Origin of the sequence: Flavobacterium crocinum (genome assembly GCF_003122385.1) — a bacterium.
GTDB lineage: Bacteria > Bacteroidota > Bacteroidia > Flavobacteriales > Flavobacteriaceae > Flavobacterium > Flavobacterium crocinum.
In genome coordinates, this window is sequence record NZ_CP029255.1 from 5,839,144 (window position 1) to 5,865,989 (window position 26,846).

Annotated in this window: 29 protein-coding genes; 13 read left to right on the plus strand and 16 right to left on the minus strand. The window is 33.1% G+C overall.

Translation table 11 applies throughout. The features are described from left to right. Nucleotides 1-43: 43 nt before the first annotated feature. Both HYN56_RS24755 and HYN56_RS24760 read right to left on the minus strand, forming a co-directional pair. Entirely contained in the window at nt 44-682 is a 639-nt protein-coding gene (locus HYN56_RS24755; RefSeq protein WP_109194642.1) for a peroxiredoxin, read from the minus strand. A 111-nt stretch (nt 683-793) separates the two neighbouring features. Next, complete coding sequence (locus tag HYN56_RS24760) at nt 794-1,705, minus strand: AEC family transporter (RefSeq protein ID WP_109194643.1); 912 nt, start codon at nt 1,703-1,705, stop codon at nt 794-796. A 117-nt stretch (nt 1,706-1,822) separates the two neighbouring features. Between HYN56_RS24760 and HYN56_RS24765 the strand changes: the two genes are divergently transcribed. The 3 genes from HYN56_RS24765 (at nt 1,823) to meaB (ending at nt 4,202) form a co-directional block, all read left to right on the plus strand. Continuing rightward, nucleotides 1,823-2,230 (plus strand): RrF2 family transcriptional regulator, encoded by a 408-nt coding sequence (locus tag HYN56_RS24765; protein ID WP_109194644.1) that lies wholly within the window; start codon nt 1,823-1,825, stop codon nt 2,228-2,230. A 57-nt stretch (nt 2,231-2,287) separates the two neighbouring features. After that, nucleotides 2,288-2,929 carry an NAD(P)-dependent oxidoreductase gene (locus HYN56_RS24770; RefSeq protein WP_109194645.1) on the plus strand — a complete coding sequence of 214 codons (642 nt, stop codon included), beginning with the start codon at nt 2,288-2,290 and terminating at the stop codon, nt 2,927-2,929. A 184-nt stretch (nt 2,930-3,113) separates the two neighbouring features. Beyond that, nucleotides 3,114-4,202 (plus strand): methylmalonyl Co-A mutase-associated GTPase MeaB, encoded by a 1,089-nt coding sequence (meaB, locus tag HYN56_RS24775; RefSeq protein WP_109194646.1) that lies wholly within the window; start codon nt 3,114-3,116, stop codon nt 4,200-4,202. Between the two features lie 3 nt (nt 4,203-4,205). Here meaB and HYN56_RS24780 read toward each other — a convergent pair whose 3' ends face one another. The 5 genes from HYN56_RS24780 to HYN56_RS24800 all read right to left on the minus strand — a co-directional run bounded on the left by HYN56_RS24780 (nt 4,206) and on the right by HYN56_RS24800 (nt 8,837). Then, nucleotides 4,206-4,667, minus strand: a complete 462-nt coding sequence (locus HYN56_RS24780) for an HAD domain-containing protein (protein ID WP_240622631.1) — start codon at nt 4,665-4,667, stop codon at nt 4,206-4,208. 28 nt (nt 4,668-4,695) lie between these two features. Continuing rightward, complete coding sequence (locus tag HYN56_RS24785) at nt 4,696-5,082, minus strand: hypothetical protein (protein ID WP_109194648.1); 387 nt, start codon at nt 5,080-5,082, stop codon at nt 4,696-4,698. Between the two features lie 44 nt (nt 5,083-5,126). Continuing rightward, the gene (locus tag HYN56_RS24790; protein ID WP_109194649.1) at nt 5,127-7,064 is read right to left on the minus strand and encodes an LTA synthase family protein; all 1,938 of its coding nucleotides are present in this window, start codon (nt 7,062-7,064) and stop codon (nt 5,127-5,129) included. A gap of 60 nt (nt 7,065-7,124) precedes the next feature. Beyond that, complete coding sequence (locus tag HYN56_RS24795; protein WP_008468034.1) at nt 7,125-7,352, minus strand: hypothetical protein; 228 nt, start codon at nt 7,350-7,352, stop codon at nt 7,125-7,127. A gap of 99 nt (nt 7,353-7,451) precedes the next feature. After that, the gene (locus HYN56_RS24800) at nt 7,452-8,837 is read right to left on the minus strand and encodes an MATE family efflux transporter (RefSeq protein ID WP_109194650.1); all 1,386 of its coding nucleotides are present in this window, start codon (nt 8,835-8,837) and stop codon (nt 7,452-7,454) included. A 190-nt stretch (nt 8,838-9,027) separates the two neighbouring features. On the opposite strand from HYN56_RS24800, the gene HYN56_RS24805 reads away from it, so the two are divergent. Further along, nucleotides 9,028-9,546, plus strand: a complete 519-nt coding sequence (locus HYN56_RS24805; RefSeq protein WP_109194651.1) for a hypothetical protein — start codon at nt 9,028-9,030, stop codon at nt 9,544-9,546. Nucleotides 9,547-9,722: 176 nt separating this feature from the next. Here HYN56_RS24805 and HYN56_RS24810 read toward each other — a convergent pair whose 3' ends face one another. Next, the gene (locus HYN56_RS24810; protein ID WP_109194652.1) at nt 9,723-10,601 is read right to left on the minus strand and encodes a PPK2 family polyphosphate kinase; all 879 of its coding nucleotides are present in this window, start codon (nt 10,599-10,601) and stop codon (nt 9,723-9,725) included. A 238-nt stretch (nt 10,602-10,839) separates the two neighbouring features. On the opposite strand from HYN56_RS24810, the gene HYN56_RS24815 reads away from it, so the two are divergent. From HYN56_RS24815 to HYN56_RS24850, 8 genes are all read left to right on the plus strand, one after another. Next, nucleotides 10,840-11,322: a hypothetical protein gene (locus tag HYN56_RS24815; RefSeq protein ID WP_109194653.1), complete on the plus strand. Its 483-nt coding sequence runs from the start codon at nt 10,840-10,842 to the stop codon at nt 11,320-11,322. 8 nt (nt 11,323-11,330) lie between these two features. After that, nucleotides 11,331-12,167: a DUF6929 family protein gene (locus tag HYN56_RS24820; RefSeq protein WP_109194654.1), complete on the plus strand. Its 837-nt coding sequence runs from the start codon at nt 11,331-11,333 to the stop codon at nt 12,165-12,167. A 369-nt stretch (nt 12,168-12,536) separates the two neighbouring features. Further along, nucleotides 12,537-13,037: an RNA polymerase sigma factor gene (locus HYN56_RS24825; RefSeq protein WP_109194655.1), complete on the plus strand. Its 501-nt coding sequence runs from the start codon at nt 12,537-12,539 to the stop codon at nt 13,035-13,037. Between the two features lie 2 nt (nt 13,038-13,039). Beyond that, nucleotides 13,040-14,011 carry a hypothetical protein gene (locus HYN56_RS24830; RefSeq protein WP_109194656.1) on the plus strand — a complete coding sequence of 324 codons (972 nt, stop codon included), beginning with the start codon at nt 13,040-13,042 and terminating at the stop codon, nt 14,009-14,011. A gap of 70 nt (nt 14,012-14,081) precedes the next feature. Beyond that, on the plus strand, nt 14,082-16,244 hold the full coding sequence (locus HYN56_RS24835) for a VWA domain-containing protein (protein ID WP_109194657.1): 2,163 nt from the start codon (nt 14,082-14,084) through the stop codon (nt 16,242-16,244). 53 nt (nt 16,245-16,297) lie between these two features. Continuing rightward, a complete protein-coding gene (locus HYN56_RS24840) occupies nt 16,298-16,885 on the plus strand; it encodes an LURP-one-related/scramblase family protein (RefSeq protein ID WP_109194658.1) in 588 nt (195 codons plus the stop codon). Between the two features lie 114 nt (nt 16,886-16,999). Beyond that, nucleotides 17,000-17,716, plus strand: a complete 717-nt coding sequence (locus tag HYN56_RS24845) for a 3-ketoacyl-ACP reductase (RefSeq protein WP_109194659.1) — start codon at nt 17,000-17,002, stop codon at nt 17,714-17,716. A 67-nt stretch (nt 17,717-17,783) separates the two neighbouring features. Continuing rightward, entirely contained in the window at nt 17,784-18,290 is a 507-nt protein-coding gene (locus tag HYN56_RS24850; RefSeq protein WP_109194660.1) for a hypothetical protein, read from the plus strand. A 186-nt stretch (nt 18,291-18,476) separates the two neighbouring features. Here the strand turns inward: HYN56_RS24850 and mtaB are convergent, their stop codons facing one another. After that, nucleotides 18,477-19,811 carry a tRNA (N(6)-L-threonylcarbamoyladenosine(37)-C(2))-methylthiotransferase MtaB gene (mtaB, locus tag HYN56_RS24855; RefSeq protein ID WP_109194661.1) on the minus strand — a complete coding sequence of 445 codons (1,335 nt, stop codon included), beginning with the start codon at nt 19,809-19,811 and terminating at the stop codon, nt 18,477-18,479. A 487-nt stretch (nt 19,812-20,298) separates the two neighbouring features. On the opposite strand from mtaB, the gene HYN56_RS24860 reads away from it, so the two are divergent. After that, entirely contained in the window at nt 20,299-20,823 is a 525-nt protein-coding gene (locus HYN56_RS24860; RefSeq protein WP_109194929.1) for a hypothetical protein, read from the plus strand. A gap of 67 nt (nt 20,824-20,890) precedes the next feature. On the opposite strand, the gene HYN56_RS24865 is transcribed toward HYN56_RS24860, so the two are convergent. The 7 genes from HYN56_RS24865 to HYN56_RS24895 all read right to left on the minus strand — a co-directional run bounded on the left by HYN56_RS24865 (nt 20,891) and on the right by HYN56_RS24895 (nt 26,791). Then, complete coding sequence (locus tag HYN56_RS24865; protein ID WP_109194662.1) at nt 20,891-21,421, minus strand: GNAT family N-acetyltransferase; 531 nt, start codon at nt 21,419-21,421, stop codon at nt 20,891-20,893. Nucleotides 21,422-21,426: 5 nt separating this feature from the next. Then, the gene (locus tag HYN56_RS24870; RefSeq protein ID WP_109194663.1) at nt 21,427-22,230 is read right to left on the minus strand and encodes a Cof-type HAD-IIB family hydrolase; all 804 of its coding nucleotides are present in this window, start codon (nt 22,228-22,230) and stop codon (nt 21,427-21,429) included. Nucleotides 22,231-22,324: 94 nt separating this feature from the next. Continuing rightward, nucleotides 22,325-22,543 carry a putative signal transducing protein gene (locus HYN56_RS24875; protein ID WP_091133675.1) on the minus strand — a complete coding sequence of 73 codons (219 nt, stop codon included), beginning with the start codon at nt 22,541-22,543 and terminating at the stop codon, nt 22,325-22,327. Between the two features lie 11 nt (nt 22,544-22,554). Further along, complete coding sequence (locus HYN56_RS24880; protein WP_240622632.1) at nt 22,555-23,343, minus strand: alpha/beta hydrolase; 789 nt, start codon at nt 23,341-23,343, stop codon at nt 22,555-22,557. Nucleotides 23,344-23,451: 108 nt separating this feature from the next. Beyond that, a complete protein-coding gene (locus HYN56_RS24885) occupies nt 23,452-24,111 on the minus strand; it encodes a DEAD/DEAH box helicase (protein ID WP_109194665.1) in 660 nt (219 codons plus the stop codon). A 44-nt stretch (nt 24,112-24,155) separates the two neighbouring features. After that, nucleotides 24,156-25,319, minus strand: a complete 1,164-nt coding sequence (locus HYN56_RS24890; RefSeq protein ID WP_109194666.1) for a sigma-54-dependent transcriptional regulator — start codon at nt 25,317-25,319, stop codon at nt 24,156-24,158. A gap of 155 nt (nt 25,320-25,474) precedes the next feature. Further along, nucleotides 25,475-26,791, minus strand: coding sequence for an ABC transporter permease (locus tag HYN56_RS24895; protein ID WP_109194667.1), 1,317 nt, complete (start codon nt 26,789-26,791; stop codon nt 25,475-25,477). Nucleotides 26,792-26,846 lie beyond the last annotated feature (55 nt).

A 26,846-nucleotide genomic window follows, 5' to 3' on the forward strand; every position in this document is an offset into this window, starting at 1 on the left:
AAAAACTTAGAACCTTAGCATCTCAGTATCTTAGAAACTTAAATTACTTATTTGGCTGTGGTGTCAAACGTAAATAAGGTTTTATTGGTGTATGTCCTTTTGGAAATTTTGCCGGAATATCGCTGTCCGGAATTGCCGGTGCGATTACTACATCTTCTCCATCTTTCCAGTTGGCAGGAGTAGCAACACTATAATTTGCTGTCAATTGCAAGCTATCAATAACACGAAGTAATTCATCAAAATTTCTTCCTGTTGAAGCTGGATAGGTCAAAGTCAATTTTATTTTTTTATCAGGTCCAATCACAAAAACAGAACGTACTGTAAATTTGTCACTTGCATTTGGATGAAGCATATCGTACAAATTCGCTACTTTTTTATCTTCATCTGCAATAATTGGAAAATTAACTTCTGTATTCTGAGTTTCGTTAATGTCTTTAATCCACTCTTTATGCGAGTCTAAACCATCTACACTCAAAGCAATAACTTTTGTATTTCTTTTGGTAAATTCAGGAACATAATTCGCTACAGTTCCCAATTCAGTCGTACAAACAGGAGTAAAATCTGCTGGATGCGAAAATAAAACACCCCATGAATCTCCTAACCATTCATGAAAACTGATTGGTCCCTGCGTGGTTTGTGCCTGAAAATCCGGAGCTATATCGCCTAATCTTAATGTTGACATAATTTATCTTTTTTAGTTCCTCTAAAATTAACTAAAAAATGCATGTAGAAAACATTCAAAAGGTAAAAAAAAGTTAAAATTCTACCTTCTCTATCTAATTACTATTTTGAATTAAACAAAACGCAGCACAAAGTACCAAATCGCAAGGGTTAAAAAAGAAATCGGAATACCAAAACCAACCATCATACTGCTTAATTTTGGTTTTAATCCGTAAGTAGAAGCCAGAATTGCACCCGTAATCATTGGAGCCATTGCAGTTTCCATTATTGTAATTTTTATAGCTTCTGAATGCTGATTGAAGATAAAAACATACAATATCAGAAGAACAAGAGGAACCAGAATCAGTTTGAAAAAAAGTCCTAGATGCAGAAATTTCCAATGTTTGCTATTTCGATCAAAAGTAAGTTGCAAACCAACAGAAAGAACGGCTAAAGGCGTAACTAAACTTCCAATTTTTAGTAAAACTGCCTGAATATTTTCATGTAAATCATAATTCAAAATATTGAAAACACAAGCCAGAACAAACATCAGGAATGGCGGAAACGTAATAATCTTTTTGAAAATTCCTAAAAAGTTTGGACTTCCTTTAGAATAAAAAGCCGCTGTAAAAACACCAAGTGTAGAAACCACCACAAAAGTTCCCGGCTGATCTACTAAAACTGCCGTTTCTAATCCTTTTTTTCCAAACAAAGCTTCAATGATGGGATAGCCCAAAAAAGAACTATTACTTAATCCGGCAGTCAAAATAAGGCAACCAATCAATTTATTTGACCATCCTTTTCTTCTTCCTAAAATATGAAAAAACAGAAAAGCTAAAATATAAGTAATCCAGCCCGCTCCTATTGGAAACAACAATTCATTGCTCCATTTTATTTTCGGAATATGATAAAGTGTAATTGCAGGAAGACAGAAATAAATAACAATTTTATTTAATGTCTTATAGATATTAGTCGGAAATTGTTTTACTCTTTGTAAAACCAAACCCAATGAAAGGAAGAAGAATATTAATATAAAGTTGTTCATATCTGTAGCTCATCACAAAAATAAGTATTTAAAATTTGAGGTAAAGAATTAATTTTTAGTTAAATTAGTGTTTTGTGTTATAAAAAGACATAAATTTGTAACATATTTTATTACAGTATGATTTCAGGTAAATTTGCCATAACGATTCACATTCTTACTTTGCTCCATAAATTCCCTAATGATTTTTTATCATCGGAGTTTATTGCGGGAAGTATTAATCTAAATCCTGTTTTGGTTCGAAAAGAAATTGCCAACCTAAAAGCACATCATATTGTAGAAAGTAAAGAAGGAAAAAATGGCGGTACAAAATTGGCAGTCAACGCTGCTGAACTGACTTTAAAACAAATATTCGAAATGACCTTTGAAAGCATTGGTTTAGGTTTTGCAAAGAATCAGCCAAATCCTGATTGTCCTGTTGGAAAAAACATTAATCAGCATTTGGAAGCTTTATACAGTGAAATGAATCAAAAAGTCAGTGCACAACTGGAGGGAATTTCATTGGAAGATTTTTCGAATCAATTTTAAAACTATTTTTTTAACCAAAACTGTAACATTTTTTATTACTAAATAAATTTATATATTATGAAAATCGCACTTATTGGAGCTACAGGATTTGTTGGCTCAGCAATTTTAAACGAATTAGCAGACAGAAAACATGAAATTACTGCTATTGCAAGAACTCCAAAAGACACTTCAAATGTTACTTGGATAGCAGCAGATATTTTTAATGTTGACGCCTTGGCAGAAATCTTAAAAGGTCATGATGCTGTTGTTAACGCTTACAACCCAGGATGGACAAATCCAAACATTTACGATGACTTTCTTGCTGGTTCAAAAGCAATTCAGGAGGCCGTTAAAAAATCGGGCGTAAAACGTTTTATTACTATTGGCGGGGCAGGAAGCTTATTTGTAGCTCCAGATTTACAAGCGGTTGATACTCCGGATTTTCCAAAAGAAATTTACCCTGGTGCAAACGCTGCAAGACATTATTTAAATATCATTAAAGAAGAAAAAGATCTGGATTGGGCATTTTTCAGTCCAGCTTTCGAAATGCACGCCGGAACTAAAACAGGAAGAACCGGAAAATACCGTTTAGGTTTAGAAAATCCGGTTTTCAATGAGGAGCAAAGAAGTATTTTATCTGTTGAAGATTTAGCTGTTGTAATTGCTGATGAAGTAGAAACACCAAAACACCACCAAGTTAGATTTACTGCTGGTTATTAATTTTTTTAGATGTTAGGTATCTAAGTTTTTTATTAGCCACGAATTACACGAATTTTCACAAATTATTTTTCTGAATGCTAGTTTTTAGCATAACAAATTAGTGGAAATTCGTGTAATTCGTGGCTAACTAACTTTTTGAAACTGTTTTTGTTTTCTGTACTTTTACATTTCTAAAAAGTGCATTTTGTCAAATTTGGATAAACAAGCTGGAAACATCTCAGAAAAACCTGGAATTTCACCTCCCGAAATCACCAATAGTACAGCTATTAATCAAATTAAAAACAAACGCAGACAACAACCCACTTCAGAAGAATTAATTAATGGAATTTTAGACGGCAACAGAACTTCTTTGAGCCGCGCTATTACTTTAATTGAAAGTACAAATCCTGATCATTTCGAGAAAGCTAATGAAGTTGTTCAAGGTTGTTTAGCTCACGCTAATAAATCAATTCGCATTGGAATTACAGGTGTTCCGGGTGTTGGAAAAAGTACTTTTATTGAAGCTTTTGGAAAACATTTGACACAGTTAGGAAAAAAAGTAGCTGTATTGGCGGTTGATCCAAGCAGTTCTCTTTCACACGGAAGTATTTTGGGTGATAAAACCCGTATGGAAGAACTCGTAAAAGACGAAAATGCTTTTATCAGACCAAGTGCCTCCGGAGAAACTCTGGGCGGTGTAGCACGCAAAACCAGAGAAACCATTATTCTTTGTGAAGCGGCAGGTTTTGATACTATTATTATAGAAACCGTTGGTGTCGGCCAAAGCGAAACCGCTGTTCACAGTATGGTTGACTTTTTTCTTCTGCTAAAAATCTCTGGTGCCGGCGATGAACTTCAAGGTATCAAACGAGGCATTATGGAAATGGCAGATGCTATTGTCATCAACAAAGCAGATGGAGATAATATTAAGAAGGCCAATCAGGCGAAAGTGGAGTTTAATCGGGCCTTACATTTATTCCCTACAAAAAAATCAAACTGGCAGCCAAAAGTAACCACTTGCAGTTCTATTACTAAAGAAGGTATTTCTGAGATCTGGAATACTATTTCTGATTATTTTAAAATGACCAAAGAAACGGGGTTCTTTCAGGAAAAAAGAAACGAGCAGAATCATTTCTGGATGATGGAAACCATCAACGAGCAATTGAAACAAAATTTCTACAATCAACCTGAAATTATTTCTCTTTTAGAAAAAAATAAAAAAGCAGTGCAAAACAATGAAATTTCATCTTTTGCAGCTGCTCAGAAATTATTAAAATCATATTTTAGAAAATAATTTCTAAAATAAAATATGAAATTCTTCTTTAAGGATTGAAATTGCTTCTGAAGCCAACTCATCTGTTAATCCAACCATTGGACTGGTTAAAACCAATTTACTTTTTAAAAAGGGTGTCAAACCATTCAATGATTTATCATCATCAATAATAACAAAATTCTCTGGGTTGTTTTTTATATTATACCAATTTAGAATCTCTTCTTTACGGCTTAAATGAGTGAGATTTTCGGATAAACGAGCAATATCATTTACATTGATCCCCCTCAATTTAAATATTTCATTCCATTCAGAAATAGAATATTTTGACTTATGCGATGTAGTCAATAAAATATCTGCACTTGTTTCAGCAATAATTCTCTGAAGTGCACAAGTAGCTTTACTACTAAAAGCCGGAAATCCATCATTTAAAAATTCTGGTCTTTTCCAAGAATTAGCGGGAACCATTACACCATCTATATCTAACATTATCAACATTATACAAAGTTACAAATTATTATTCAGAAATAATACGATTAACTATTTCTACATCCAATTCGTTGTAAGCAGCATCTTTTTCATTCAGATATTGAATTTTATGATTTGTATCCCAATCATTTTCATCAAATTCTACTTCATCCCATTTATATTCTTTCGTTGCTGAAGTTTTCAGAGTCTTAATAGTTCCAATTTCAATTTGAGCCAATAAGGAACTTAAATATCTATGATGTCCATCAATTACAAGATGATCGCAAATCTTAATTTCGTCAAATTTAATTCCATATTTCATTTTCTTGTAAATTCTTTTTATAACTGGCAAACTCAATCTATTGTGAGTTGAAACTAATTTTATGTCAATATCATTTAAAAAATCTTTAATCAATTCAGCTGTAATTTCTATCATTTTTACATATTTACTTTAAAAAGTAGTAAATATATTACAATAAATTAATTCTTACTTCTCAATTTATACTTATTTTCTTTATACAAATTCCCAGCTGTAATGACATGCGCCAAAGCATCTTTTGCTAATTCTTCATTTAATTTAACCGGAATTAAAGTCGTATCGTTTTTAACTTCAAACTGCAATGGTTTCAAATTGGGCTGCATAATTACAACTTGATTTTCTACTCTAAAAGCATTAATATCATTAAACTGCATAATCGATCTTCCCTGTATTTTTGGATCTAATTTACTCAAATTTCTTCCTACCATTGGAGTTTCAAAAGGAAGTCCCAAATAACTTAATAAAGTTGGCGGAATATCTATCTGACTTGCTAATTTGCTATAAACTGCATTTTTTGGAACTCCCGGTCCCATAATAAATGCCGGAATATGAAACTTATTTATTGGAACTAAATTCTTTCCGTATGTTCTGGTATTGTGATCGGCAATTACAATAAAAATAGTGTTTTTAAAATAAGCTTCTTTTTTAGCCAATTCGAAGAATTTACCAATAGAAAAATCAGCATATTTCATAGCATTATTTACTGTTGCCGGCTTTTTATCGTAAGGTTTAATTCTTCCGGCAGGATATTCAAACGGTTCATGATTGGAAGTCGAGAACATCAAAGAGAAAAATGGTTTATCTCCTTTTGATTTAAAATACTGATTGGCTTTGGTTACCAAATCCTCATCCGAATACCCCCAGGTTCCTTTGAAAGCATATTTATTACCATCTGACTCAAAATCAGTTTGATCAATGATATCCTGAAATCCATTTCCATTAAAAAAAGAAGCCATATTATCAAAATTTGCCATTCCACCATAGATAAAACTGGTGTCGTAACCTTTTTGTTTCAAAGCATCAGCAAGTGTAAAAAATCCTTGTTGCGAATTTCCTAATCTAACAACACTTTCAGAAGGCGAAGGTAAAAATCCCGTCACAACAGCTTCAATTCCGCGGACACTTCTGGTTCCTGTACAATACAAATTGGTAAATAAGGTACCTTCTTTAGATAATTTATCAAACTCTGGTGTTAAGGGTTTCCCTCCTAAAATTCCAACATATTCTGCACCTAAACTTTCCTGTAGAAAAATCACCAAATTATACGGTTTCTTCATAACAGAATCCGGCTGCTGTACATGTAAAAAAGGAATTTCTGCATCTGTAAAATCATTTGGACCGGCAATCATGTATTTTTTTACACGAGCAATTGCCTCTGCTTCATCCATTTTACCGTACATTTTTGTGTTCCCTTCATTTTTAATTGAATAAGCCGCAAAAGCAACTGTATAAAATGAATTTAAACCAAGAGTATTCGTCAATTGATCCGTAGAAAAAACAGCATTACTGGCATTAATTGGACGTTTTGACGTGAGACTTGAACGTGCTCCGAAAAATAACAAAAAAGCTACTAACGGAAATACCATTAATTTAAACTTATAATCTGAATTTGCTGTATGAAATAATTTTTTCCCTTTTTTGAAAGCAAAATAAAGTACCACTCCCAAAATAAGAAATGTCACAATGATAGAAGTCAGATAACTTTTTAAAAGCATACCTACAACTTCTTTAGGGTAGATAAGATAATCCAAGAAAATCTTATTTGGACGTGTATCGTATTGTTTAATAAAATCAGGTGACGCTAATTCTACAAATAAAATTAAAAACAAGAATAAGAAACTGTAAATAACCAGAAATTTATTGGTGAATTTAATCCATTTATTTGGCAGAAAAGTGATTAATAAAGCCGGCAGGAATGATAAATAACACAACAATATCAAATCCATTCGAAGACCAATTGGAAAAATATACCAGAAATCGGGCGTCTGCTCTACTCTTTCTTTAAAAAGAAAAAATAAAAATATTCGGCTTAGCGTTGTAATCAGTAAACCAATTAAAATAAAATTGAAAATCGGTTTTAAAAAACTTAATTTTTTCATTGGAAATAAAATAAGAACGTAAAAAATAAACTTAAAACTAAAGAAGTAAAAAACGCATTTTTACTCTTCGTAACGATTTATTTCTCTGTCATAAAACTCATTTGCTTTTTCAATTAAACTTTCCATTTCGGCATTTAATTCTGCTTCATCAAGATCTTCAGGTTCTTCTAAAAACTCAACCTCATCGTCTTTCAAATTGATAATAAATCTCGGATAATCAAGATGAATGATAAAGATATCATCTGGAAAATCAGTATTGTCTCCAAGTAAAAATTTAGGTAATTCCATATTTATTATTTTTTATTAATGGTTATTTTTATTTTTTGCCACAGACTATAAAGATTAAAAAGATTTCTTTATCGAGAGTGACTTATTTTAGATCCAAATTTAGTCATTTGAAACCGAATTTGTAATCAATTTCTTAGTTAGATAATTAAATCGTAAATACAACATTACAGCTGCCGCCGTTAAACCAGCCAAAAGTCCAATCCATACTCCTTGCGCTTTTAGTTCTGTATGTTCTCCTAAATAATAAGAAATCGGAAAACCAATTACCCAATACGCCACAAAAGTAATGTACATTGGAATTTTAACATCCTGCAAGCCGCGTAAAGCTCCTAAAACTACGACCTGAATTCCATCAGAAATTTGGAACACAGCTGCTATCAATAATAATTTCGAAGCAATTTCAATTACTTCTGTATTGTCTGTAAGCTGAATCGTGTTTTCCATATTCAGAAAAATATGAGGCAAAACAGTATGAAAAGCAATGAACACTAAAGCAAAGAAAACTTCCAGAACAATAGCCAGCAGGAAAATAGATCTTGCCACAACAAGCAATTTTTTATAATCTGTTAAACCTCTCTGATTACTTACACGAATCATAGAAGTAACGCTTAATCCCATCGCAAACATAAAAGTAAGCGAAGCCAGACTCAACGCAATTTGATTTGCCGCCTGACTTGTTTTTCCAATATTGCCGCATAGCCAGATCGAAGCTGTAAACAAAACTACTTCAAATAACATTTGCATTGCCGAAGGAAATCCGATACTGATAATTTTTTTAATAGTCGCTTTTTTGATTTCATTAAAACTAAAGCCTTTAAAAAAACGTTTTAAATCGTCTCTTCTCGAAAGCATAATATGCATAAACATCACCAAAAATATTCTCGAAATTACGGTACCAAGTGCTGCACCGATAATTCCCATTTTTGGAAAAATCCAGATTCCGTAAATCAAAACATAATTAATTCCAACGTGCAATACATTAGCCATTACCATTGCGTACATCGAATATTTGGTTAATGACATTCCATCTGCAAACTGTTTGTAACCTTGATACATTACCAAAGGAATCAATGAAAAAGCCACCCATCCTAAATACGGTTTTGCCAGGGCAATAACATCTTGTGGCTGTTTTAGCAATTCCATTATGGGTTTTGCGCACATTATGACACTAAAAAGTATCAAACCAAGAATGGTGCATAAAAATAAACCGTGATGAAATGCCGAACGAATTTTAGTATCATTTTTTTCCGCATCCCCTTCAGCGACAATTGGCGTAATAGCAGTAGAAAAACCAATTCCAAGAGACATTGCGATAAAAATCATACTATTCCCCAATGAAACTGCCGCCAATTCTGTACTTCCAATTTTACCCACCATTATGTTATCGACAATACCAATTAAGGTATGTCCGACCATTCCTAAAATAACAGGATAAGCCAGTCTTAAATTATACGAAAACTCTTTGGTGTATTGCTTTAAATTCACTTGTAATCAATTTTAGTCGGCAAAGATAATCAGAAGCTTCGAATTCTATCCTATTAATAATATTATATACCGATTTTAAGCAAAAAATAAGATGAACTCAATATTATATAAAGATTTTTAAAAATTGTATAACAATCTCCAAATACCTCCGTTTTACTTTTACATTATTAATAATTCAAAAATATAAGCCATGAAAAAATTACAGATTATTTGCCTAGCTGCTTTTGCTTTTTTATTCTCCAACAACACATTCGCTCAAGACACAGAAGCAACAAATTACGATCAGGGATTTAGATTAGGATTCGGTTTAAATGGAGGATTACCGACCGATGGCGATTACGACTGGGCTCTTGGCGGAGACGTTCGTTTACAATATGACCTTTCTAAAAAGACATCATTAACCTTAACAACAGGTTTTACCAACTTATTTATGGGGAAAGATGATCTTGGAAATAACATAAAAGATCTTGGATTTATTCCAGCCAAAGCAGGTTTTAAAGCCTTCGTTTTAAAAGATCAATTTTATGTTTTAGGAGAAGTAGGTGCTGGTTTTGCAGTAACAAATGGTTATGATAAAACTAGTTTCTTATGGGCACCGGGAATTGGATATGCCAATAAGTTTATCGACTTAAGTGTACGTTATGAAGATTATCACGATTTTAGAACCAATCAGGTAGCACTGCGTGTTGCTTATGGTTTTAAACTATAAAAAATAGGTTTAATTTATTATTTTGTTTTTGGTAAAAATCCGACAGCTCGCATAGTCTGTCGGATTTTTTATTTTTCGAAATTTTATCTTCCAAAAAAATAAACCCAACAGGTTTTTTAAACCTGTCGGGTTGCATAAATTATCTAATTGACGAATTATCTCAATTATCAAATTAGTTACTTCTCTCCTAGTTCTTTTTTGTATAATTCGATATTCATTGCTGTTTTTTCATCCAATTCAGGTTCTTTAATATCGGTATGTGTTTTCATTTCTTCCCAAATAATTTTGGCAACAATATAACGTGACATTTCTTTATCATCGGCAGGAACAATATACCAAGGCGCATGCGAAGTCGATGTTTTATTAATCGCTTCTTCATAATACTTCATGTATTCATCCCAATAACCGCGCTCTTTTAAATCACCAGGCGAAAACTTCCAATTGTGTTTTTCTTCTTCCAGACGTCTTAGCAATCTTTGGCGTTGTTCTTCTTTACTCAAATGCAAAAAGAACTTCATTACAATAGTTCCGTTTTGCGCAATATGTTTCTCAAAATTATTGATTTGTTTGATTCGTTCTTCCCAAAATTCTTCCGTAATATCATCTACAGAATTGATATCCGGTAAATTCTCAGACAAAATATATTCAGGATGTACGCGTGTTACCAAGACATTTTCGTAATGTGTTCTGTTAAAAATTGCAAACTTCCCTTTTTCCGGCAAAGCAATATAATGACGCCATAAATAATCGTGTTCCAATTCGCTCGAATTTGGCGTTTTAAAACTATGCACCACCACTCCACGCGGATTAAATTCTTTAAAAACTTCCCGAATCAAACTGTCTTTTCCCGAAGTATCCATTCCCTGAAGGCAAATCAAAACCGCATATTTGTTGTGTGCGTACATGACATCCTGTAAATCACTCAATTTCGCCTGAACCTTATCGAGTTTTTCTTCTTTTTCATCATCGTCCGCATCCACTTTTAATAAAGTTGGAAGTTTGCTTAACTTAATTTTATCTGTAACTTTAAAATCTTTCGGGTCTATTGATTTCATATTTCGCATTTTTAATTATCATAAATATACTACTTTTACATAGCATATTCCTGCTATTCATTGCAATACTTTTCAATAAACTGCTTTTTCCAAAGCCATAACAAGAGCTTCCGTTGGTCGCTTTGTTCTGTCAGGAAAAAATACAATTTCTTTTCAAAGTATTTTCATTGCTATCAGGGCTAGGTTTTCGTTTTCAAAAGAACTTTTACCTGTAATTTTTAGAATTTATATTTAAGGAATGAAAAAGAAAATTATAATAGTTCTACTTTTATTAGGATTTCAAGGCTTCTGCCAAAATGAAATCGATTCTCTTGAAGATCAAATACGTGTTGAGATTTTTGGAAAATGTTTCTCGCAGTTAAAACCACTTCCCGAAGTTAAAAATAGAGCCAAATTAAACAAAATACCATTTTGCAGTTTATATCAGTGCGTTCGTTATGTACAGTATGTAGAATACGAAGAGAAAATCCAAAATGCGATTTTAAAAAGAGCAGTTGAAATTGCTGCATTACTTTATAAAAACGAAACTCCAATATATTTGATAAGCGGAATGAATAGTTCGGATAAAGCATTGATAAAAAACATTAACTTAAAAGATGACAATAAATTAGTGTATATAAGTGTTGCCGAATGCATTTCATCTAGTACCTTGGACAGAATTCAAGAAGTTGTAAATAATGAAACTACAAGACTTATAAAATCTAAAAAAATAAAAAATTAACTCTTTTCATGGAAAAATTCACCTTAGAAATATTATTTCAAATTATCGGAATCGGTTCGGCTTCCGGATTATTTTACAACAATGACGCACTTTACGTAATTGGCGACAACAGCGGATTTCTTTACGAATACAATATGCAGAATCAGCAATTGAACCAGCATGCTTTAATTGACAATCCAACGCAGAATATCCCAAAAAACCTAAAACCTGATTTTGAATCACTCACACATCATAATGACACTCTTTATGTTTTTGGTTCCGGTTCTACCGAAAACCGAAACAAAATGATTGAGTTCGATCTTAAATCTAAAACCGTTATAAAGAAAAACAACCTTGTAGATTTATATGCTTTAATGCAAAGTTTTGGCGAAATAAAACCCGAAGATTTCAATTTAGAAGGCGCTATTTTCGATGGCGAAAACTGGTTTTTATTTAATCGTGGAAATGGCGTTACTAACAAAAACACGATTTTTACGATTCACGCCAAAAAGCTGGACGAAGAATTTGCCTTAATTGCGGTTAATTACAAACTTCCAAAAATAAAAGGCGTTCGTTCCAGTTTCACTGACGCTGTTTTGGTTGACGATAAAATCTATTTCCTTTCCACTGCCGAAGACACCAAATCAACTTATGATGATGGCGAAATCTTAGGAAGTTTCATCGGCAGAATTGACGTTAAAACCATGAAAATCGATTTTACTCAAAAAATTACCTCAACCAATAAATTTGAAGGTTTGACTTTCTATAAAAAAAAAAATAATAAAATCGAGTTTTTACTTTGTGAAGATAATGACACGGAACTTTTAGAAACTAAGATTTATAAATTGACATTGCCTGTTAAATAAAAACTTTGTGAATCTTCGTGTTTTACTTTATGAACCTCTGTGAAAAGATTATTCCACAAAGATTCGCAAAGATTTTCGCAGAGAAACACAAAGCTTGCGATTACAATATAACGTAGAGACGCACCGCAGTGCGTCTATGCAAAGAATGTCAAAATACAATTTGTAAAATTATTGCGGATTCACTAACGTTAGACGCACTGCAGTGCGTCTCTACAATAGAAAACCTTTGTAACTTTGTTTCTTTGCAACTTTGAACCTTTAAAAAAAACTTTTTTTTAACCCTGTCCCAACCTTTTTATCTTTTTCTCTCTCTATATAAGAAAGACAACAATTGTGATAAACGAGACTCAAATAGCAAACTGTAAAAAAATGCACCGCGATGCCCAGCGTCAGGTGTATGAATACATGGCGCCAAAGTTGTACCGCCTTTGCAAAAGATATTTAAAAAAGGAAGAAGAAATTGAAGAAGCCCTTGCCGATTCTTTCTTTACTATTTTCACCAAACTAGAACAGTTAAAAGAAGCTTATGCTTTTGAAGCCTGGGCAAGAAGAATAACTGTAAACCATTGTTTGGCGACGATTCGAAAAGAAACCAACTTCAACATGTATCTGGACGATGTAAAACTGCTTTCGCAGCCTTCTGTCGACGAACTGAACACATTAGAAGAAGAAGATTTACTTAATTTATTAAACCATATTCCTGATGGCTGTAAAACTGTGTTTAACCTTTTTGTTATTGAAGGTTATGCTCATAAAGAAATAGCCGAAATGCTGCAGATCTCCGAAGGCACCTCGAAATCACAATTGAATGCCGCTAAGACCAAACTGAAAGAACTGGTTAATAAATTGTATTATCAAAAAGCAAAATAGTCATGGACAATCAAGATAAATTATTCGATAAAATAAAACAAGCTTCGGAAAATGCCGAATTTAAAGACTTTCCCGGAATGGAAAAAGTCTGGTCGCGCGTGGAAGACAAACTGGACAAAAAAGAAGATAAAAAAACAATTGCATTATGGAAAAAAATTGCAGTTGCTGCTTCTCTTCTTTTATTGATTTCTTTGGGTTTTCAGTTTTTACATACTGACAAAGATGCTGGAACTGAAACTCCGAAAGTAGTTATTCAGGAAATAGAAAAAGAGCAATCTCAAAAACCTGTTTCAGATCAAAGAAATACAACTCCTTCTTCTGATTCCGAAATTGTTTCAAGCGAGGAAGCAATTCAAATTTTAGAAAATAAAACTAAAAAGAAAGATGCGGTTGCTGTTCAGGAAACAAATGCTGTCCCAAAAGCAATATCTGCCCCACCAGTTGTAACTGAAAAAACAAACTATGAAGCTATAATGGCGGCACCTTCGCCAATTAGTTTACAAGAAGACAATGAAGAAGATAACGTTGCTTCAAAAAAAGAAGTTAACGCAGAAATTGGGTATTCAAGTAATCCACAAAGAGAATCCTATAAAGTTGCTTTTGCTGAAAAAAGTGCTTCAAGAGCTAAAAAAAGTACTCCCCTAGTAGTGCTAAACGGAAATGCAATGGCGCACAGCGATGATGCAAAAAAAGACAAAATGATGCGAAATGAACTTCCGAATCTGAATCCGGAAAATGTAGATTCACTGGTAGTTCTGGATGAACCTTTGTATATCATTGACGGAATTTATTATTCGGAAAATGATTTATTCGGAAATAATCCAACAAGTCCGTATGCCCCTTTAGACAAACAAGACATTAAAACAATTACCATTTTACAAGACCTTGAAGCCACTGAAAAATATGGTGAAAAAGGAAAAAAAGGAGTTGTCATCATCACCACAAAAACAGGAAAACCAACTCCTAAAAAATAATCTAAGCTTTGTCAAAGTCTGCAGCTTTGACAAAGCAAAATCAAAACATTAATTCTTAAAACTTATTATCATGAAAAGTCTAAAACTTATTTCATCAGCCATTGCTATGCTTATATGTTTCGTAACCATGGCACAAGAAAGAACGATTTCTGGAATCATTTCAGATGAAACACTTCAACCACTTCCAGGCGTAAACATTTACAATCAGACTTCAAAAACAAATGCTATAACCAATTTTGATGGCGAATACAGCATTAAAGCAAAAACCGGAGACATGCTTGTTTTCAGCTTTCTTGGATACCAAAATCAAAGTCAAAAGGTTCAGAATTCAAATACAATTAATATAAAGCTAATCCCGGATAATCAAACTTTAAATGAAGTTGTAGTTGTGGGCTACGGCACAAGTAGTTCAGAATATGAAGATCGTAGTTATGCCCGTGCTGAAAGAAAAAAAGCGAAAATGGCTACAGCTTCGGTAGCTATGCAAGGAAAAGTATCAGGAGTTCAAATTCAAAGTAATGCTCTTTATGCTCCAAGTCCTTCTGTCGTTATTCGTGGTACTGCATCAGTTTCTCCAAAAAATGAACCTTTGTATATTATTGACGGAGTTCCGGCAAAAGCCAATCAAATGGCAAAAATTAATCCGAATGATATTGATAATGTTTCGGTTTTAAAAGATCAGGCTGCAACTTCGATTTATGGAAGCAAAGCTTCAAATGGTGTTGTAGTAATTTCAACCAAAAATGAAATCTATAAAAATCTTTCAGAAAAGGAATTAGACAAAAAATTAAATATTATTCCAATTCCAACAGAACCAACTCAGGAAGATTATGATGCTTTTGTCGAAAATGCTTTCGAAAGCCCAAAAACAGCACCGCTTTCTACATTTTCCATCGATGTTGATAATGCTTCTTACACCAACATCAGACGTTTTTTAAATAACGGACAACAAGTTCCAAAAGATGCAGTTCGTGTAGAAGAAATGGTTAATTTTTTCAAATATACTTATCCGCAACCTAAAAATGAGCATCCGTTTTCTATTAATACAGAAGTGAGTGATTCGCCCTGGAATGCAAATAATAAAATCTTAAAAATTGGCTTGCAGGGAAAAAATATTCCAACTGAAGATTTACCAGCATCAAACCTTGTTTTCTTAATTGATGTTTCAGGTTCGATGAGCGACATGAATAAATTACCCTTACTAAAACAATCTTTAAAAATATTGGTAAATGAATTAAGAGCTAAAGATAAAGTTGCCATTGTAGTTTATGCGGGTGCAGCGGGAATGGTTTTGCCTCCTACTGCCGGAGATGAGAAAAAAACAATTATTGATGCATTAGATAAATTACAATCTGGCGGAAGTACTGCAGGAGGCGCCGGAATTGAACTAGCTTACAAAACAGCAACAGAAAATTTCATAAAAGGCGGAAACAATCGGGTAATTCTGGCCACTGACGGAGATTTTAATGTGGGAAGTTCTTCTAATAATGACATGGAAAAATTGATTGAAGAAAAAAGAAAAACAGGCGTTTTCTTAACTTGTTTAGGTTACGGAATGGGAAATTATAAAGACAGTAAAATGGAAATCCTTGCCGATAAAGGAAATGGAAATTATGCTTACATCGATAATATTCAGGAAGCGAATCGTTTTTTAGGAAAAGAATTTAAAGGTTCAATGTTTGCTATCGCGAAAGATGTAAAAATCCAGATTGAATTTAACCCAAAACAAGTGCAATCGTATCGTTTGATTGGTTATGAAAACAGAAAACTACGTCCGGAAGATTTTAAAAATGACGCGATTGATGCCGGAGAATTAGGAAGCAATCATACTGTAACGGCTTTGTATGAAATTATTCCGGCAGGGGTAAAAAGTGATTATTTAACGGCACAACCAGATGATTTAAAATACACTAAAACAGAAATCAGTTCAAACAACTATAGTAATGAGCTGGCAACTATAAAATTTCGCTATAAAAAACCTGATGGCGAAAAAAGTATTGAAATGGTTCAGGTAATTGAGAACAAATCGGTTGCTTTGGAAAAAGCGAGTAATGATATGAAATTTAGTTCTGCTGTAGCCTGGTTCGGATTGAAATTAAGAGATTCCAAATTAATTGCAAATAAATCTTCGGAAGAAATTGTAAAACTGGCAAAACAAGGAAATTCAAACGATGAAGAAGGTTATAAAGCTGAATTTATTCGTTTGGTTGAAACTTCTAAGCAGTATAATTAATAAATATTGTATTACATTTGGTCTTTTTTTGAAATATTAATTTTTATACTCGTATGAACTCCATTTTAAGCCAAAATCTATTTTTAGTAAAAGAACATATCGGAATGTTTAAAGCTGCTAACAACTATGACATTTACGATCCGCAGACCAATCAAATTATTATGAACTGTCGTGAGAACAATCTTGGTTTCTTTACCAAAGTATTCCGTTTCACAGATTATAAAAGAGCAACTCCGTTTAATGTAGAAATTACAACCGCTTCCGGTGAAAAATTAATTTCTGTAAGAAGAGGTGTTGCGATATTCCGTTCAACTGTTGAAGTTTTGGACGAAAAAGATCGTTTGGTTGGAACATTCAAACAAAAATTCTTTTCTATTGGAGGAAAATTTGAAATCTTAGATAAAAACGAAAGACCTGTTGCTACTTTACAAGGAAAATGGACAGGATGGGATTTTAAATTCTCTCATGAAAACAGGCAATTGGCTCAGGTAAGTAAAAAATGGGCAGGATTAGGAAAAGAGTTTTTTACGAGTGCCGATAATTATGTTCTTCAAATTGAAGAAAATGTACCTGCTGACAGTTCGTTAAGACAATTGATTTTAGGAGCTGTCATGTGTATTGACATGGTTCTGAAAGAATAACGAAAAGTTGTTAAACTTAGATTAAGAAAACACTTTAAAGCATCATTTTAGTTTACAAAATCTTATTTTTGTAAGACTTAAAATGATGCTTTCTGCATTTCTAAAAATACAATCATGACCGACTTAAAAAATAAAAATGCACTAATCACTGGTGCTGGAAAAGGAATTGGAAAAGCCGTTGCAATTGCTTTGGCCAAAGAAGGTGTAAACCTGATTTTAGTTTCCAGAACCCAAAATGATATTGATCAACTTGCAGAAGAAACTGCAAAATTTGGAGTAAAAACTTTGGCCTTACCTGCTGACGTTTCAGATATTAATTCTATCAATTCTGCTGTTGAAAAAGCGATTGCGGAATTCAAAAGTATCGATATTCTAATCAACAGTGCTGGAATTGCTTCTTTTGGAAAATTCTTAGAATTAGAACCGGAAGCCTGGGAAAGAATTATTCAGGTAAATTTAATGGGAACGTACTACACCACTCGTGCCATTATCCCAAATATGATCGAAAGACAAACCGGAGATATTATTAATATTTCTTCGACTGCAGGATTAAACGGAAATGCTTTGACTAGTGCTTACAGCGCTTCAAAATTTGCGGTTTTAGGTTTAACCGATTCTTTAATGCAGGAAATGAGAAAACACAATATCCGTGTTACGGCTTTGACACCAAGTACAGTGGCTACAGATATGGCAAAAGACTTAAACCTAACGGACGGAAATCCGGAAAAAGTAATGCAATCTGAAGATATGGCAGATTTAATTATCGCACAGTTAAAATTAAACCGAAGAGTTTTTATCAAAAACAGCAGTATTTGGTCTACTAATCCTTAAAACTAATCTTGTAAACTTTGTCAAAGTTTGAAACTTTGACAAAGTTTAAATCGCAAAAAGACATTAAATGGAACAATATTTAAGACAATTGGTAGAAATAGAATTTCAGGATAAAAAACAGATTTACTCTGGATTTCTTATTGATTATTCTGATGATTGGATTTTACTTCGAAATAATCCAGTCGATTTTGTTTTGGATGGTTTTGTTATTCTAAGAAATAAAAATATTGAAGCTGTAAACAGAGATCATGATTTAGCTTTTACAGAAAAAGTAATTCGCTTGAAAGGATTAAAAATCAATTCTGATGATATTATTCCTATCAAGGATTTCGCTTCAATTATTAATTACGTTTCAGAGAAATACGGCATTTTTCAAATTGCCAAAAAATCATCTAAATCTGCTTATTTAGGAAAACTAATAACATTAAACGACGAAGAACTAACTATTGATTTCTTAGACACAAGAGGTAAGTTTGGAGGTGAATTAGGTTTTAATCCGGAAAAAATTCGGGTTATTGAGTTTGATACTGATTATATTAATTCTTTGAAATTAGTCGTTAAGGATAATGAGTAATGTATAAAAACAGAAAAGCCCTTATTAAATTCAAAAAGGGCTTTCTTATTTTTTGTCATTCCGAGGAACGAGGAATCACACTAGTAATTCCATCTGAATAATCGCCAATCTTTGTCGATTCTCTTGTGTGATTCCTCGTTCCTCGGAATGACAAACTATGTGGTAATTTTGGATTATTTGCAAAAATTAAACTTCCATCAATTTATTCAAAAACTCTAAACGAACACTTCCATCTTCGTCTATTTTAGTTAAATTAATTTCTTGTAAAGTATTGACCAATTCCGGATTCCATGGCGTTTTTACTTTTACGTAGTTTTCAGTAAATCCTTGAATGTATCCTTCTTTATTTTCACTTTCAAAAAGAACCGTTCTGTTGGTTCCTAATTGGCTTTCGTAAAAAGCACGACGTTTTTTAACAGACAATCCACGAAGCATTTTACTGCGTTTTGCTCTTACATTTGAAGGAACAACACCTTCCATTTCTGCTGCTTCAGTATTATCTCTTTCTGAATAAGTAAAAACATGTAAATAAGAAATATCCAAATCATTTAAGAAATGATACGTTTCTAAGAAATGCTCATCTGTTTCTCCGGGAAAACCAACAATAACATCTACACCAATACAAGCGTGAGGCATTACTTCACGAATTTTATTAACGCGATCGATATATACTTCACGTAAATAACGACGTTTCATTAATTTCAAAATATCATTGCTACCTGATTGCAACGGAATATGAAAATGCGGCACAAAAGTGCGGCTTTTAGAAACAAATTCTATTGTTTCATTTTTCAATAAATTGGGTTCGATTGAAGAAATTCTCAAACGTTCAATTCCTTCCACTTTGTCTAAAGCCTGAACTAAATCCAGAAAAGTATGTTCGTGTTTTTTATTTCCAAACTCCCCTTTTCCGTAATCACCAATATTTACACCGGTTAAAACAATTTCACGGATATTTTGAGCCGAAATTTCTTTGGCATTTTTCAAGACATTTTCTAAAGCATCACTTCTGGAAATTCCTCTCGCTAATGGAATGGTACAATACGTACATTTATAATCGCAACCGTCCTGAACTTTTAAGAATGCTCTGGTACGATCACCAATAGAATAACTTCCTACATAAAAATCGGCTTCGGCAATTTCGCATGAGTGCACTTCACCCATATCGTTTTTGCTCAAATCATGGATATAGTCGGTGATTTTGAATTTTTCTGTCGCTCCCAAAACCAAATCAACTCCATCAACTGCAGCTAATTCTTCCGGTTTTAATTGCGCATAACAGCCAACAGCGGCAACGAAAGCTTTTTCGTTAAGCTTCATTGCTTTCTTTACTACTTGCTTAAATTGTTTATCGGCATTTTCTGTTACAGAGCAGGTATTAATCACATAGATATCTGCAACATCTTCAAAATCGACGCGGTCAAAACCTTCGTCATTAAAACTTCTGGCGATTGTAGAGGTTTCTGAAAAATTCAGTTTACAACCCAGAGTGTAAAAGGCAACTTTTTTTCTATTTTCCATAATTTGTCTTAAACTAATGAAATCGTTGTCAAAAAATTTAAGGCTGCAAATTTACGAACAATATTCATTAAAAGAAAGCGATTAATTTACTTCGAATCAATAAATTGCGGGTAATGTTAATTTAGAAACATTCCAAAAACGTCTAACTCATTCCTTTTTAATCTGAAACCGAACTTTTCTAACTCTCATTTTTAACAATTCAATAAGAATAAAATGACAAAATAATCGATAAAATGCAAATTTCATCGATTAAGTACATTTTTTAGCGATATAAATTCAAAATTTCTTACATTTACCTTTGTTATAATTCTTTGGTAAATTAAATTCAGATTTAAGAATTTTAACACGCTTAAATTAATTTAATAATAATTCAGGCATAACAATTTTGAATTTTAACCGTTATGTTGTTGTTTTGTGTTACAAAATAAAATGGGAAAGCCGAAAACCAAAGAGAGTAGGCAACAATTATAATAACAAATACCACTTTATGAAAGCATTTTTACCCACAATCTGCTTGATGTTCTTAACCATTTTTAGTTCGCAAGCGCAAACTAATGCTCCGGCTGCAAATGCAAATCCATTTCCTTCTATTAGTACATTAACAACTTGGGCGAGCTTAAACTCTCAACAACAATTTGATGTTGCTATTCGTGCAGTTGGATTTAAGTTTGAAGTAAAAGAACCAGGTGAAGGATCAACAGCTTATACCTACATTCGTAAAGTAACGGTTAATGATGTAAACTACACAGACAGAATTGTGTACAGAATTACGAATAATAATTCGGCAAGTATCATCTCTTTAGTTACTGCTTCTACTGATTTAGTGAGTTTATATACTCCACAATTAAGTACTTTTAAAAACAATAACTGTAAAACAGAAATGTCTAAAGACAAAAATACTACTTGCAGCTGTTACGAAAGTGCTAATTTTGCAATCGATCTTTGCGACGAACGTGTAAAATTGACTATGGGTGACGGAAACAAATACTTCGTTTCTGTAGCTAAAAAATAATTATAACTCTGAATTGTTTCCAAATCTTTACTGACTTTTAAGTATGTAAAGATTTGGAATGCATTTCTTAGTTTGAGTCCGGACTTTTGAGTTCGTACCAAACTTCGACTTCTCCTTCATATTCGAAAGAATTTACAAAATGGAAACCTAGTTTTTCTAAAATTTTTCTGGAATTTTCATTTCCTGCATCTGCATAAGCATAAAGTTTCTCTACTTTCATTTCATTAAAAGCGTAATCAACAAAAGCTTTTCCTGCTTCAGAAGCATATCCTTTTCCCCAATGCTTTTCTATAAAACGATATCCTAATTCGTAGAAATTTTTATGATTATTGATTTCGTTGGTAATATATTTTATTCCTGACCAGCCAATAAACTCATTTGTTTCTTTTAGAACGACGGCCCACCGACCAGTTCCAAAATCTTTGTATTGTTTCTGAATATTCTCAATCATATCAATACTCTCCTGAATATTCTTTACGGGATTATTTCCAACAAACAAATGCACATTCGGATTCGAATCCAATTCAAACATTCCCTCAACATCAGAAAGCTCTAGTTCCCGTAAAATCAAACGTTCGGTTTCTATCGGATTCTTCATTTTTTCTAATTTAAAATATAACGTTGTACTACCTCAGCAACACCATCATTATTATTTGAAGCTACAATTAAATCGGCTTTATCTCGCAGTTCAGGCGTTACATTATCAACCCAAACTCCTAAACCTGCATATTCAATCATTGTTAAATCATTTCCTGCATTTCCAACAGCGATAATTTCACTTTGCTGAATGCCTAATTTATCAGCCAAATATTTCAAACTTGCTGCTTTATCAATTCCTTGTTGCGCTGCTTCTAAGAAAAATGGTTTCGACATCGAAATGCTTAAATGCGGCATCTCTTCTATTAAATCATTCTCAACTGTTTTTAAATATTCCGGTTTCTCGAGCAAAATGCATTTTACAGCAGGTCGGTCTACATAACTTTTAAAGTCCGAAACTTTACGATGAACCATTCCTGTAATTTCTTTTTCAACTTCGATATATTCAGAATCGGTCTGACTGATAATTTCATCATCTAAATACGTAATGATATCGGTTTTCATTTTGACACTGTAATCGTATAAAGCATGAATCTGTTCTACGGTAAGCTTTTGTTCAAACAAAACTAAATCATCTTTTACACGGCTTATTATAGCACCATTAAACGAAATGATATACGAATCGTTTAAATCTAATTCCAATTCTTTAGCATAAGCCGTCATTGCAATTGTAGGTCTGCCCGAAGCCAAAATAACATACACTCCTTTTGCCTGCGCTTCTAATATTACTTTTTTATTTAAATCCGAAATTCTGTGGTCGTCTGTCAACAAGGTATCATCCATGTCGAGCACTAACATTTTGTATTGCATATTTTTTTAGTTCGCAGTATTGAGTATCTAGTATTCAGTCGTAGTTCGCATACAGTATGAAACTGTGACTAAATACTGAACACCGAATACTATTTTAAAGACTCATTCTAAATTCTTCTATTACAGGATTCGCTTTTGCAAAATCAGTTTCCTGAATAAAAACTTCAACAGCCAAATCTGTTTGTCCAAAACCTCCTAAACGAGCCGATTGAATATTGTCTTTTTTTACCGTTTCTACTCCGGCTTCTTCTAATCGTTCCTGTAAAGCAATAGCTAATACTTCACTTCCCGAAAACACTTTCATTAATCCCATGATAATTTATTTTATTCTAATATTATTTTTATTTGTTTCTGAAAATCTTCATTTTCATTTATACCAATATGTTCCTGATTTTTTAATGGATAAAAATAAGCATTTGATTTTAGAAGCTTTTTTAATCTTATCGAATTTTCAAAAGGAATTAACTGGTCGTTAGTTCCGTGAAACATATAAATTGGTGTTTTTATTTTTGGCAGATATTCGTTTGTTTCCAGACTAAACTTCTTCATAAAATCAGGAAAAAAGGGAACTCTGGAACTCGATAATTCTAAAAAATTATAATATGGAGCCTGAAGGATCAAAGCTTTTGATTTGTTTTCTGAAGCCAGTTTTGCAGCAAAACCTGATCCTATGGAATATCCTGCAATTATAATTTTATCTTCAGAATATCTTTTTAGTAAAGATTTATATACAATAGATATATCCTGACTTAATTGCTCTTCATTTTCGATTTCGCCTTCACTTTTACCAAAACTTCTATAATCTAAAATAAAAATATCATATCTGTTAAAAGTATAAACTTTAGCCATTTTTCCCCAGGTTTCCAATGTACCCGCATTTCCATGAAGATAAAAAATAAGTCCCTTTGATTTTTCAGCTTTAAATAACAATCCATTTAAAACAGCTCCATCAAACGATTTGATATTTATTTCCTCAAACTTCTGCTGATAATCAAATTTATAATCTTTTGGCAATCTCGAAGCATGAAAAACCAATCCAACCTGATTGAAATAAACATAGGAAATGATCAAAACGTAAATAACCAGAAAAAAGCACAATAGTACAATTGACAAGAATTTGAACGTTTTTAAAATCTCCATAAATAAGTTTGTAGTTAAATTTAAGTAAAAGTGGCAGTTTACCTTTTACCGTAAACTGCCACTACATACTGTCATTATATATTATTCTTCTTCAATATCGTCTTCGTCTTCATCAAGCTCCTCGCCTTCTTCATCCATATCGAACAAATAAGGTTCAATCATGATTTTATCTGCCAAAATTTCGATTCTTTCTGTCAGAGTTTCAGCAAAAATAATTCGCTGTACTTTGGCAATACTATTTGAAATACGCGTAATTTTTGGATCATGGCGTAATTTCAAAATTGGATCCGCATCATCTAAAACAAACATTTTAAGACGGTTTACATTATAACCTGCCGTGCTAAACATATCATTTAGTTTTGTTGGCGTTCCAATTAAGACGTCAATTCCTGTCGAAACGTAGTTTTTGTCATAATCCATATCGCCTTTATCATGAACACCGTACACTTCAAGATTAGCATATTTTCCTAATTTCTCGAAAAGTTCCACCATCTCCGTCATTTTCTCTTTGTCTTCGACAATGATCAGTGCACGTGGAGATTCTTCATTTTTTCCAACCAGTTGCTGAATTACATTTAGAACAATCGTAGTTGTTTTTCCACTTCCTTTTGGTGAAATAATTACACAGTCGGCTCCACTTTTTATAGTCGAAAAGGTTTCCATTTGCAAAGCATTAGCTTCTGTCAAACCAAATTCAATTAGTCCGTCTTGTAATTTCTCGTTTATCTTTTTTAGTTTCATGCTTAATTTTAGATTTATGATTATAGAATTTATATTCTAAATCATTATTTGCTTGCGAACATTTTCACATCACTTTCAGAGATTTCGCTTCCTCCTAGAATGATTAATCTTTCCACTACATTTCGGAGTTCACGAATGTTTCCTGTCCAGTCGTATTCTTGTAATAACTGTATGGCTTGCGCCGAAAATCCTTTGACAGCGTTTCCTTGCTCTGAAGCAATTTTTTCCGCAAAGTGTTTAATTAACGCCGGAATATCATCACGTCTTTCATTCAATGGCGGAACTTTAATTAAAATTACAGCCAGACGATGATATAAATCTTCTCTGAAACGACCTTCTGCAATTTCAGTTTTCAAATCTTTGTTGGTTGCTGCAACAACACGAACATCAACTTTAATATCTTTATCTGCACCCACTCTTGTAATCATGCTTTCCTGAAGTGCTCTTAACACTTTGGCTTGCGCCGAAAGACTCATGTCTCCAATTTCATCCAGGAAAATAGTTCCTTTGTCTGCTGCCTCAAACTTCCCAGCACGATCTTTCACTGCCGATGTAAAAGCACCTTTTACGTGTCCGAACAATTCACTTTCGATCAATTCACTTGGAATTGCTGCGCAGTTTACTTCAATCAAAGGAAAACCGGAGCGTTCACTTTTTTCATGTAATTGATGCGCCACTAATTCTTTTCCGGTCCCGTTTGGCCCAGTAATCAAAACTCTTGCTTCGGTTGGAGCTACTTTATCAATCATCACTTTAATATGATTGATGGATTCGCTTTCGCCGATCATTTCGTAGTTTTTGCTGACTTTTTTCTTTAGAATTTTATTTTCAACAACTAATTGTTTTTTGTCTAAAGCATTACGAACAGTATTTAATAAACGATTCAAATCCGGTGGTTTCGAAATATAATCAAAAGCCCCCAAACGCATGGTCTGAATAGCCGTTTCCATATCGCCGTGACCCGAAATCATCACCATCGGAATTTCCGGTTTTATCTTCTTTACTTCTTCTAAAACCTCAACACCGTCCATTTTTGGCATTTTGATATCGCACAAAACCAAATCGTAATCGTTGTTTTTTATTTTTTCAAGTCCTGCAACGCCATCTTCCGCTTCATCAACCTGATACGAATCATTTTCTTCTGATAAAATTTTCACCAAAACTCTTCTGATTGCTGCTTCGTCTTCGACAATTAGTATTTTACTCATTCTTTTTAAAGGTTCAAAGTTGCAAAGTGACAGAGAGACAAAGTTCTGCTTTGTCGCCTTTTATAACTTTCAACTGTTATACAATCTCTTAAGATTCAAAGGAGCAAAGTAAAAATCTTTGCAACTTTGTCTCTCTGTCACTTTGCAACTTAAAATTAATATTTTAGCCACTTATACAATTCCTTCCAGCTTGGTTTTTTGCCGTACATTAAAATACCTACACGATAGATTTTTGCAGCGAACCAAACGACAAGGAAAAAGGTTGCAAACAATAATGATACCGAAATTGCAATTTGCCACCAAGGCACTCCAAACGGAATGCGCATTAACATTACGATTGGCGACGTAAGCGGAATCATTGAAAATGCCACCGCAATTGTCCCGTGCGGATCGTTTACAACTGTAAAAAATCCGATGTAAACGCTTAAAATTAATGGCATTATGATGGGCAATAAAAATTGCTGCGAGTCGGTTTGATTATCAACCGCTGCTCCAATTGCTGCATAAAATGAACTGTACAGGAAATAACCTCCTATAAAATAAATAACAAATCCAATAATGATACTTGCAATTGGCAGATTCCATAATTCAGCAATATACATTTGCGCTGATCCGGAAAATTCATGTTGTGCGGTTTGCATCATTTCCGGTGAAATTCTGGCTGTTGGTCCAACATTCACACCAAAAAATGCCGAAGCAGCAAACATCAATCCTAAGCCAATAATCGCCCAAATCATAAACTGCAGAATTCCAGCCAATGAAGTTCCAACAATTTTTCCAATCATTAACTGAAATGGTTTTACTGATGAAATTATGATTTCGATAATACGGTTGGTTTTTTCTTCGATTACACTTCGCATAACCATATTTCCGTAAATGATAATAAACATCATAATCAGATAACCAAATGCGCCTCCAATTCCGATTTTAATTTCATTTAAACCTTTTAAACTCTCTTCTCCGGAAGCTTTAACCAAATGAATATTGACTTTTGACTGTGCTTTCTGAATCGCCAGAGTATCCAGTTTTGCCTGTTCCAGATTTAATTTTGTGATTTTTGATGCAATGACATCCTGTGTATTTTCAACAAAAGAAATACTTGGACTGCTATTCGAAATAAATTCAATTTTACTCTCTAAATCGTTAATATTTGTCGTTTTCGGAATAACGATCAAACCACTGAAGCGCTCTGTTGCAATACTATCTTTTAGTGCCTGAACATCTAACTTGGATAAATCATAATATTTGAACTCAGAACCATTTTTATTTTCCTTTATAAAATCAGAAGCAAAAAGTCCGCTTGAATCATGAATTACGATACTTTTGGTATCAGCCTTCATTGAACTTAAATAGCCAATAAAAACAGCAATAGCCACAAATAAAAGAGGACTTAAAAAAGTCATGACAACAAAAGATTTATTGCGGACTTTGGCAATAAATTCTCTTTTTATGATCAGCGAGATAATACTCATAAATATATTTTAATTTTCAAATCTCAAATTCCAAATTCCAACTATTTCTGTCTCA

Bases quoted from the DNA above. Each gene is read 5' to 3' on its own strand.
- HYN56_RS24755 (WP_109194642.1), bottom strand. From the start codon at position 682: ATGTCAACATTAAGATTAGGCGATATAGCTCCGGATTTTCAGGCACAA.
- HYN56_RS24760 (WP_109194643.1), bottom strand. From the start codon at position 1,705: ATGAACAACTTTATATTAATATTCTTCTTCCTTTCATTGGGTTTGGTT.
- HYN56_RS24765 (WP_109194644.1), top strand. From the start codon at position 1,823: ATGATTTCAGGTAAATTTGCCATAACGATTCACATTCTTACTTTGCTC.
- HYN56_RS24770 (WP_109194645.1), top strand. From the start codon at position 2,288: ATGAAAATCGCACTTATTGGAGCTACAGGATTTGTTGGCTCAGCAATT.
- HYN56_RS24780 (WP_240622631.1), bottom strand. From the start codon at position 4,667: ATGTTAGATATAGATGGTGTAATGGTTCCCGCTAATTCTTGGAAAAGA.
- HYN56_RS24785 (WP_109194648.1), bottom strand. From the start codon at position 5,082: ATGATAGAAATTACAGCTGAATTGATTAAAGATTTTTTAAATGATATT.
- HYN56_RS24790 (WP_109194649.1), bottom strand. From the start codon at position 7,064: ATGAAAAAATTAAGTTTTTTAAAACCGATTTTCAATTTTATTTTAATT.
- HYN56_RS24795 (WP_008468034.1), bottom strand. From the start codon at position 7,352: ATGGAATTACCTAAATTTTTACTTGGAGACAATACTGATTTTCCAGAT.
- HYN56_RS24805 (WP_109194651.1), top strand. From the start codon at position 9,028: ATGAAAAAATTACAGATTATTTGCCTAGCTGCTTTTGCTTTTTTATTC.
- HYN56_RS24810 (WP_109194652.1), bottom strand. From the start codon at position 10,601: ATGAAATCAATAGACCCGAAAGATTTTAAAGTTACAGATAAAATTAAG.
- HYN56_RS24815 (WP_109194653.1), top strand. From the start codon at position 10,840: ATGAAAAAGAAAATTATAATAGTTCTACTTTTATTAGGATTTCAAGGC.
- HYN56_RS24820 (WP_109194654.1), top strand. From the start codon at position 11,331: ATGGAAAAATTCACCTTAGAAATATTATTTCAAATTATCGGAATCGGT.
- HYN56_RS24825 (WP_109194655.1), top strand. From the start codon at position 12,537: ATGCACCGCGATGCCCAGCGTCAGGTGTATGAATACATGGCGCCAAAG.
- HYN56_RS24830 (WP_109194656.1), top strand. From the start codon at position 13,040: ATGGACAATCAAGATAAATTATTCGATAAAATAAAACAAGCTTCGGAA.
- HYN56_RS24835 (WP_109194657.1), top strand. From the start codon at position 14,082: ATGAAAAGTCTAAAACTTATTTCATCAGCCATTGCTATGCTTATATGT.
- HYN56_RS24840 (WP_109194658.1), top strand. From the start codon at position 16,298: ATGAACTCCATTTTAAGCCAAAATCTATTTTTAGTAAAAGAACATATC.
- HYN56_RS24845 (WP_109194659.1), top strand. From the start codon at position 17,000: ATGACCGACTTAAAAAATAAAAATGCACTAATCACTGGTGCTGGAAAA.
- HYN56_RS24850 (WP_109194660.1), top strand. From the start codon at position 17,784: ATGGAACAATATTTAAGACAATTGGTAGAAATAGAATTTCAGGATAAA.
- mtaB (WP_109194661.1), bottom strand. From the start codon at position 19,811: ATGGAAAATAGAAAAAAAGTTGCCTTTTACACTCTGGGTTGTAAACTG.
- HYN56_RS24860 (WP_109194929.1), top strand. From the start codon at position 20,299: ATGAAAGCATTTTTACCCACAATCTGCTTGATGTTCTTAACCATTTTT.
- HYN56_RS24865 (WP_109194662.1), bottom strand. From the start codon at position 21,421: ATGAAGAATCCGATAGAAACCGAACGTTTGATTTTACGGGAACTAGAG.
- HYN56_RS24870 (WP_109194663.1), bottom strand. From the start codon at position 22,230: ATGCAATACAAAATGTTAGTGCTCGACATGGATGATACCTTGTTGACA.
- HYN56_RS24875 (WP_091133675.1), bottom strand. From the start codon at position 22,543: ATGGGATTAATGAAAGTGTTTTCGGGAAGTGAAGTATTAGCTATTGCT.
- HYN56_RS24885 (WP_109194665.1), bottom strand. From the start codon at position 24,111: ATGAAACTAAAAAAGATAAACGAGAAATTACAAGACGGACTAATTGAA.
- HYN56_RS24890 (WP_109194666.1), bottom strand. From the start codon at position 25,319: ATGAGTAAAATACTAATTGTCGAAGACGAAGCAGCAATCAGAAGAGTT.
- HYN56_RS24895 (WP_109194667.1), bottom strand. From the start codon at position 26,791: ATGAGTATTATCTCGCTGATCATAAAAAGAGAATTTATTGCCAAAGTC.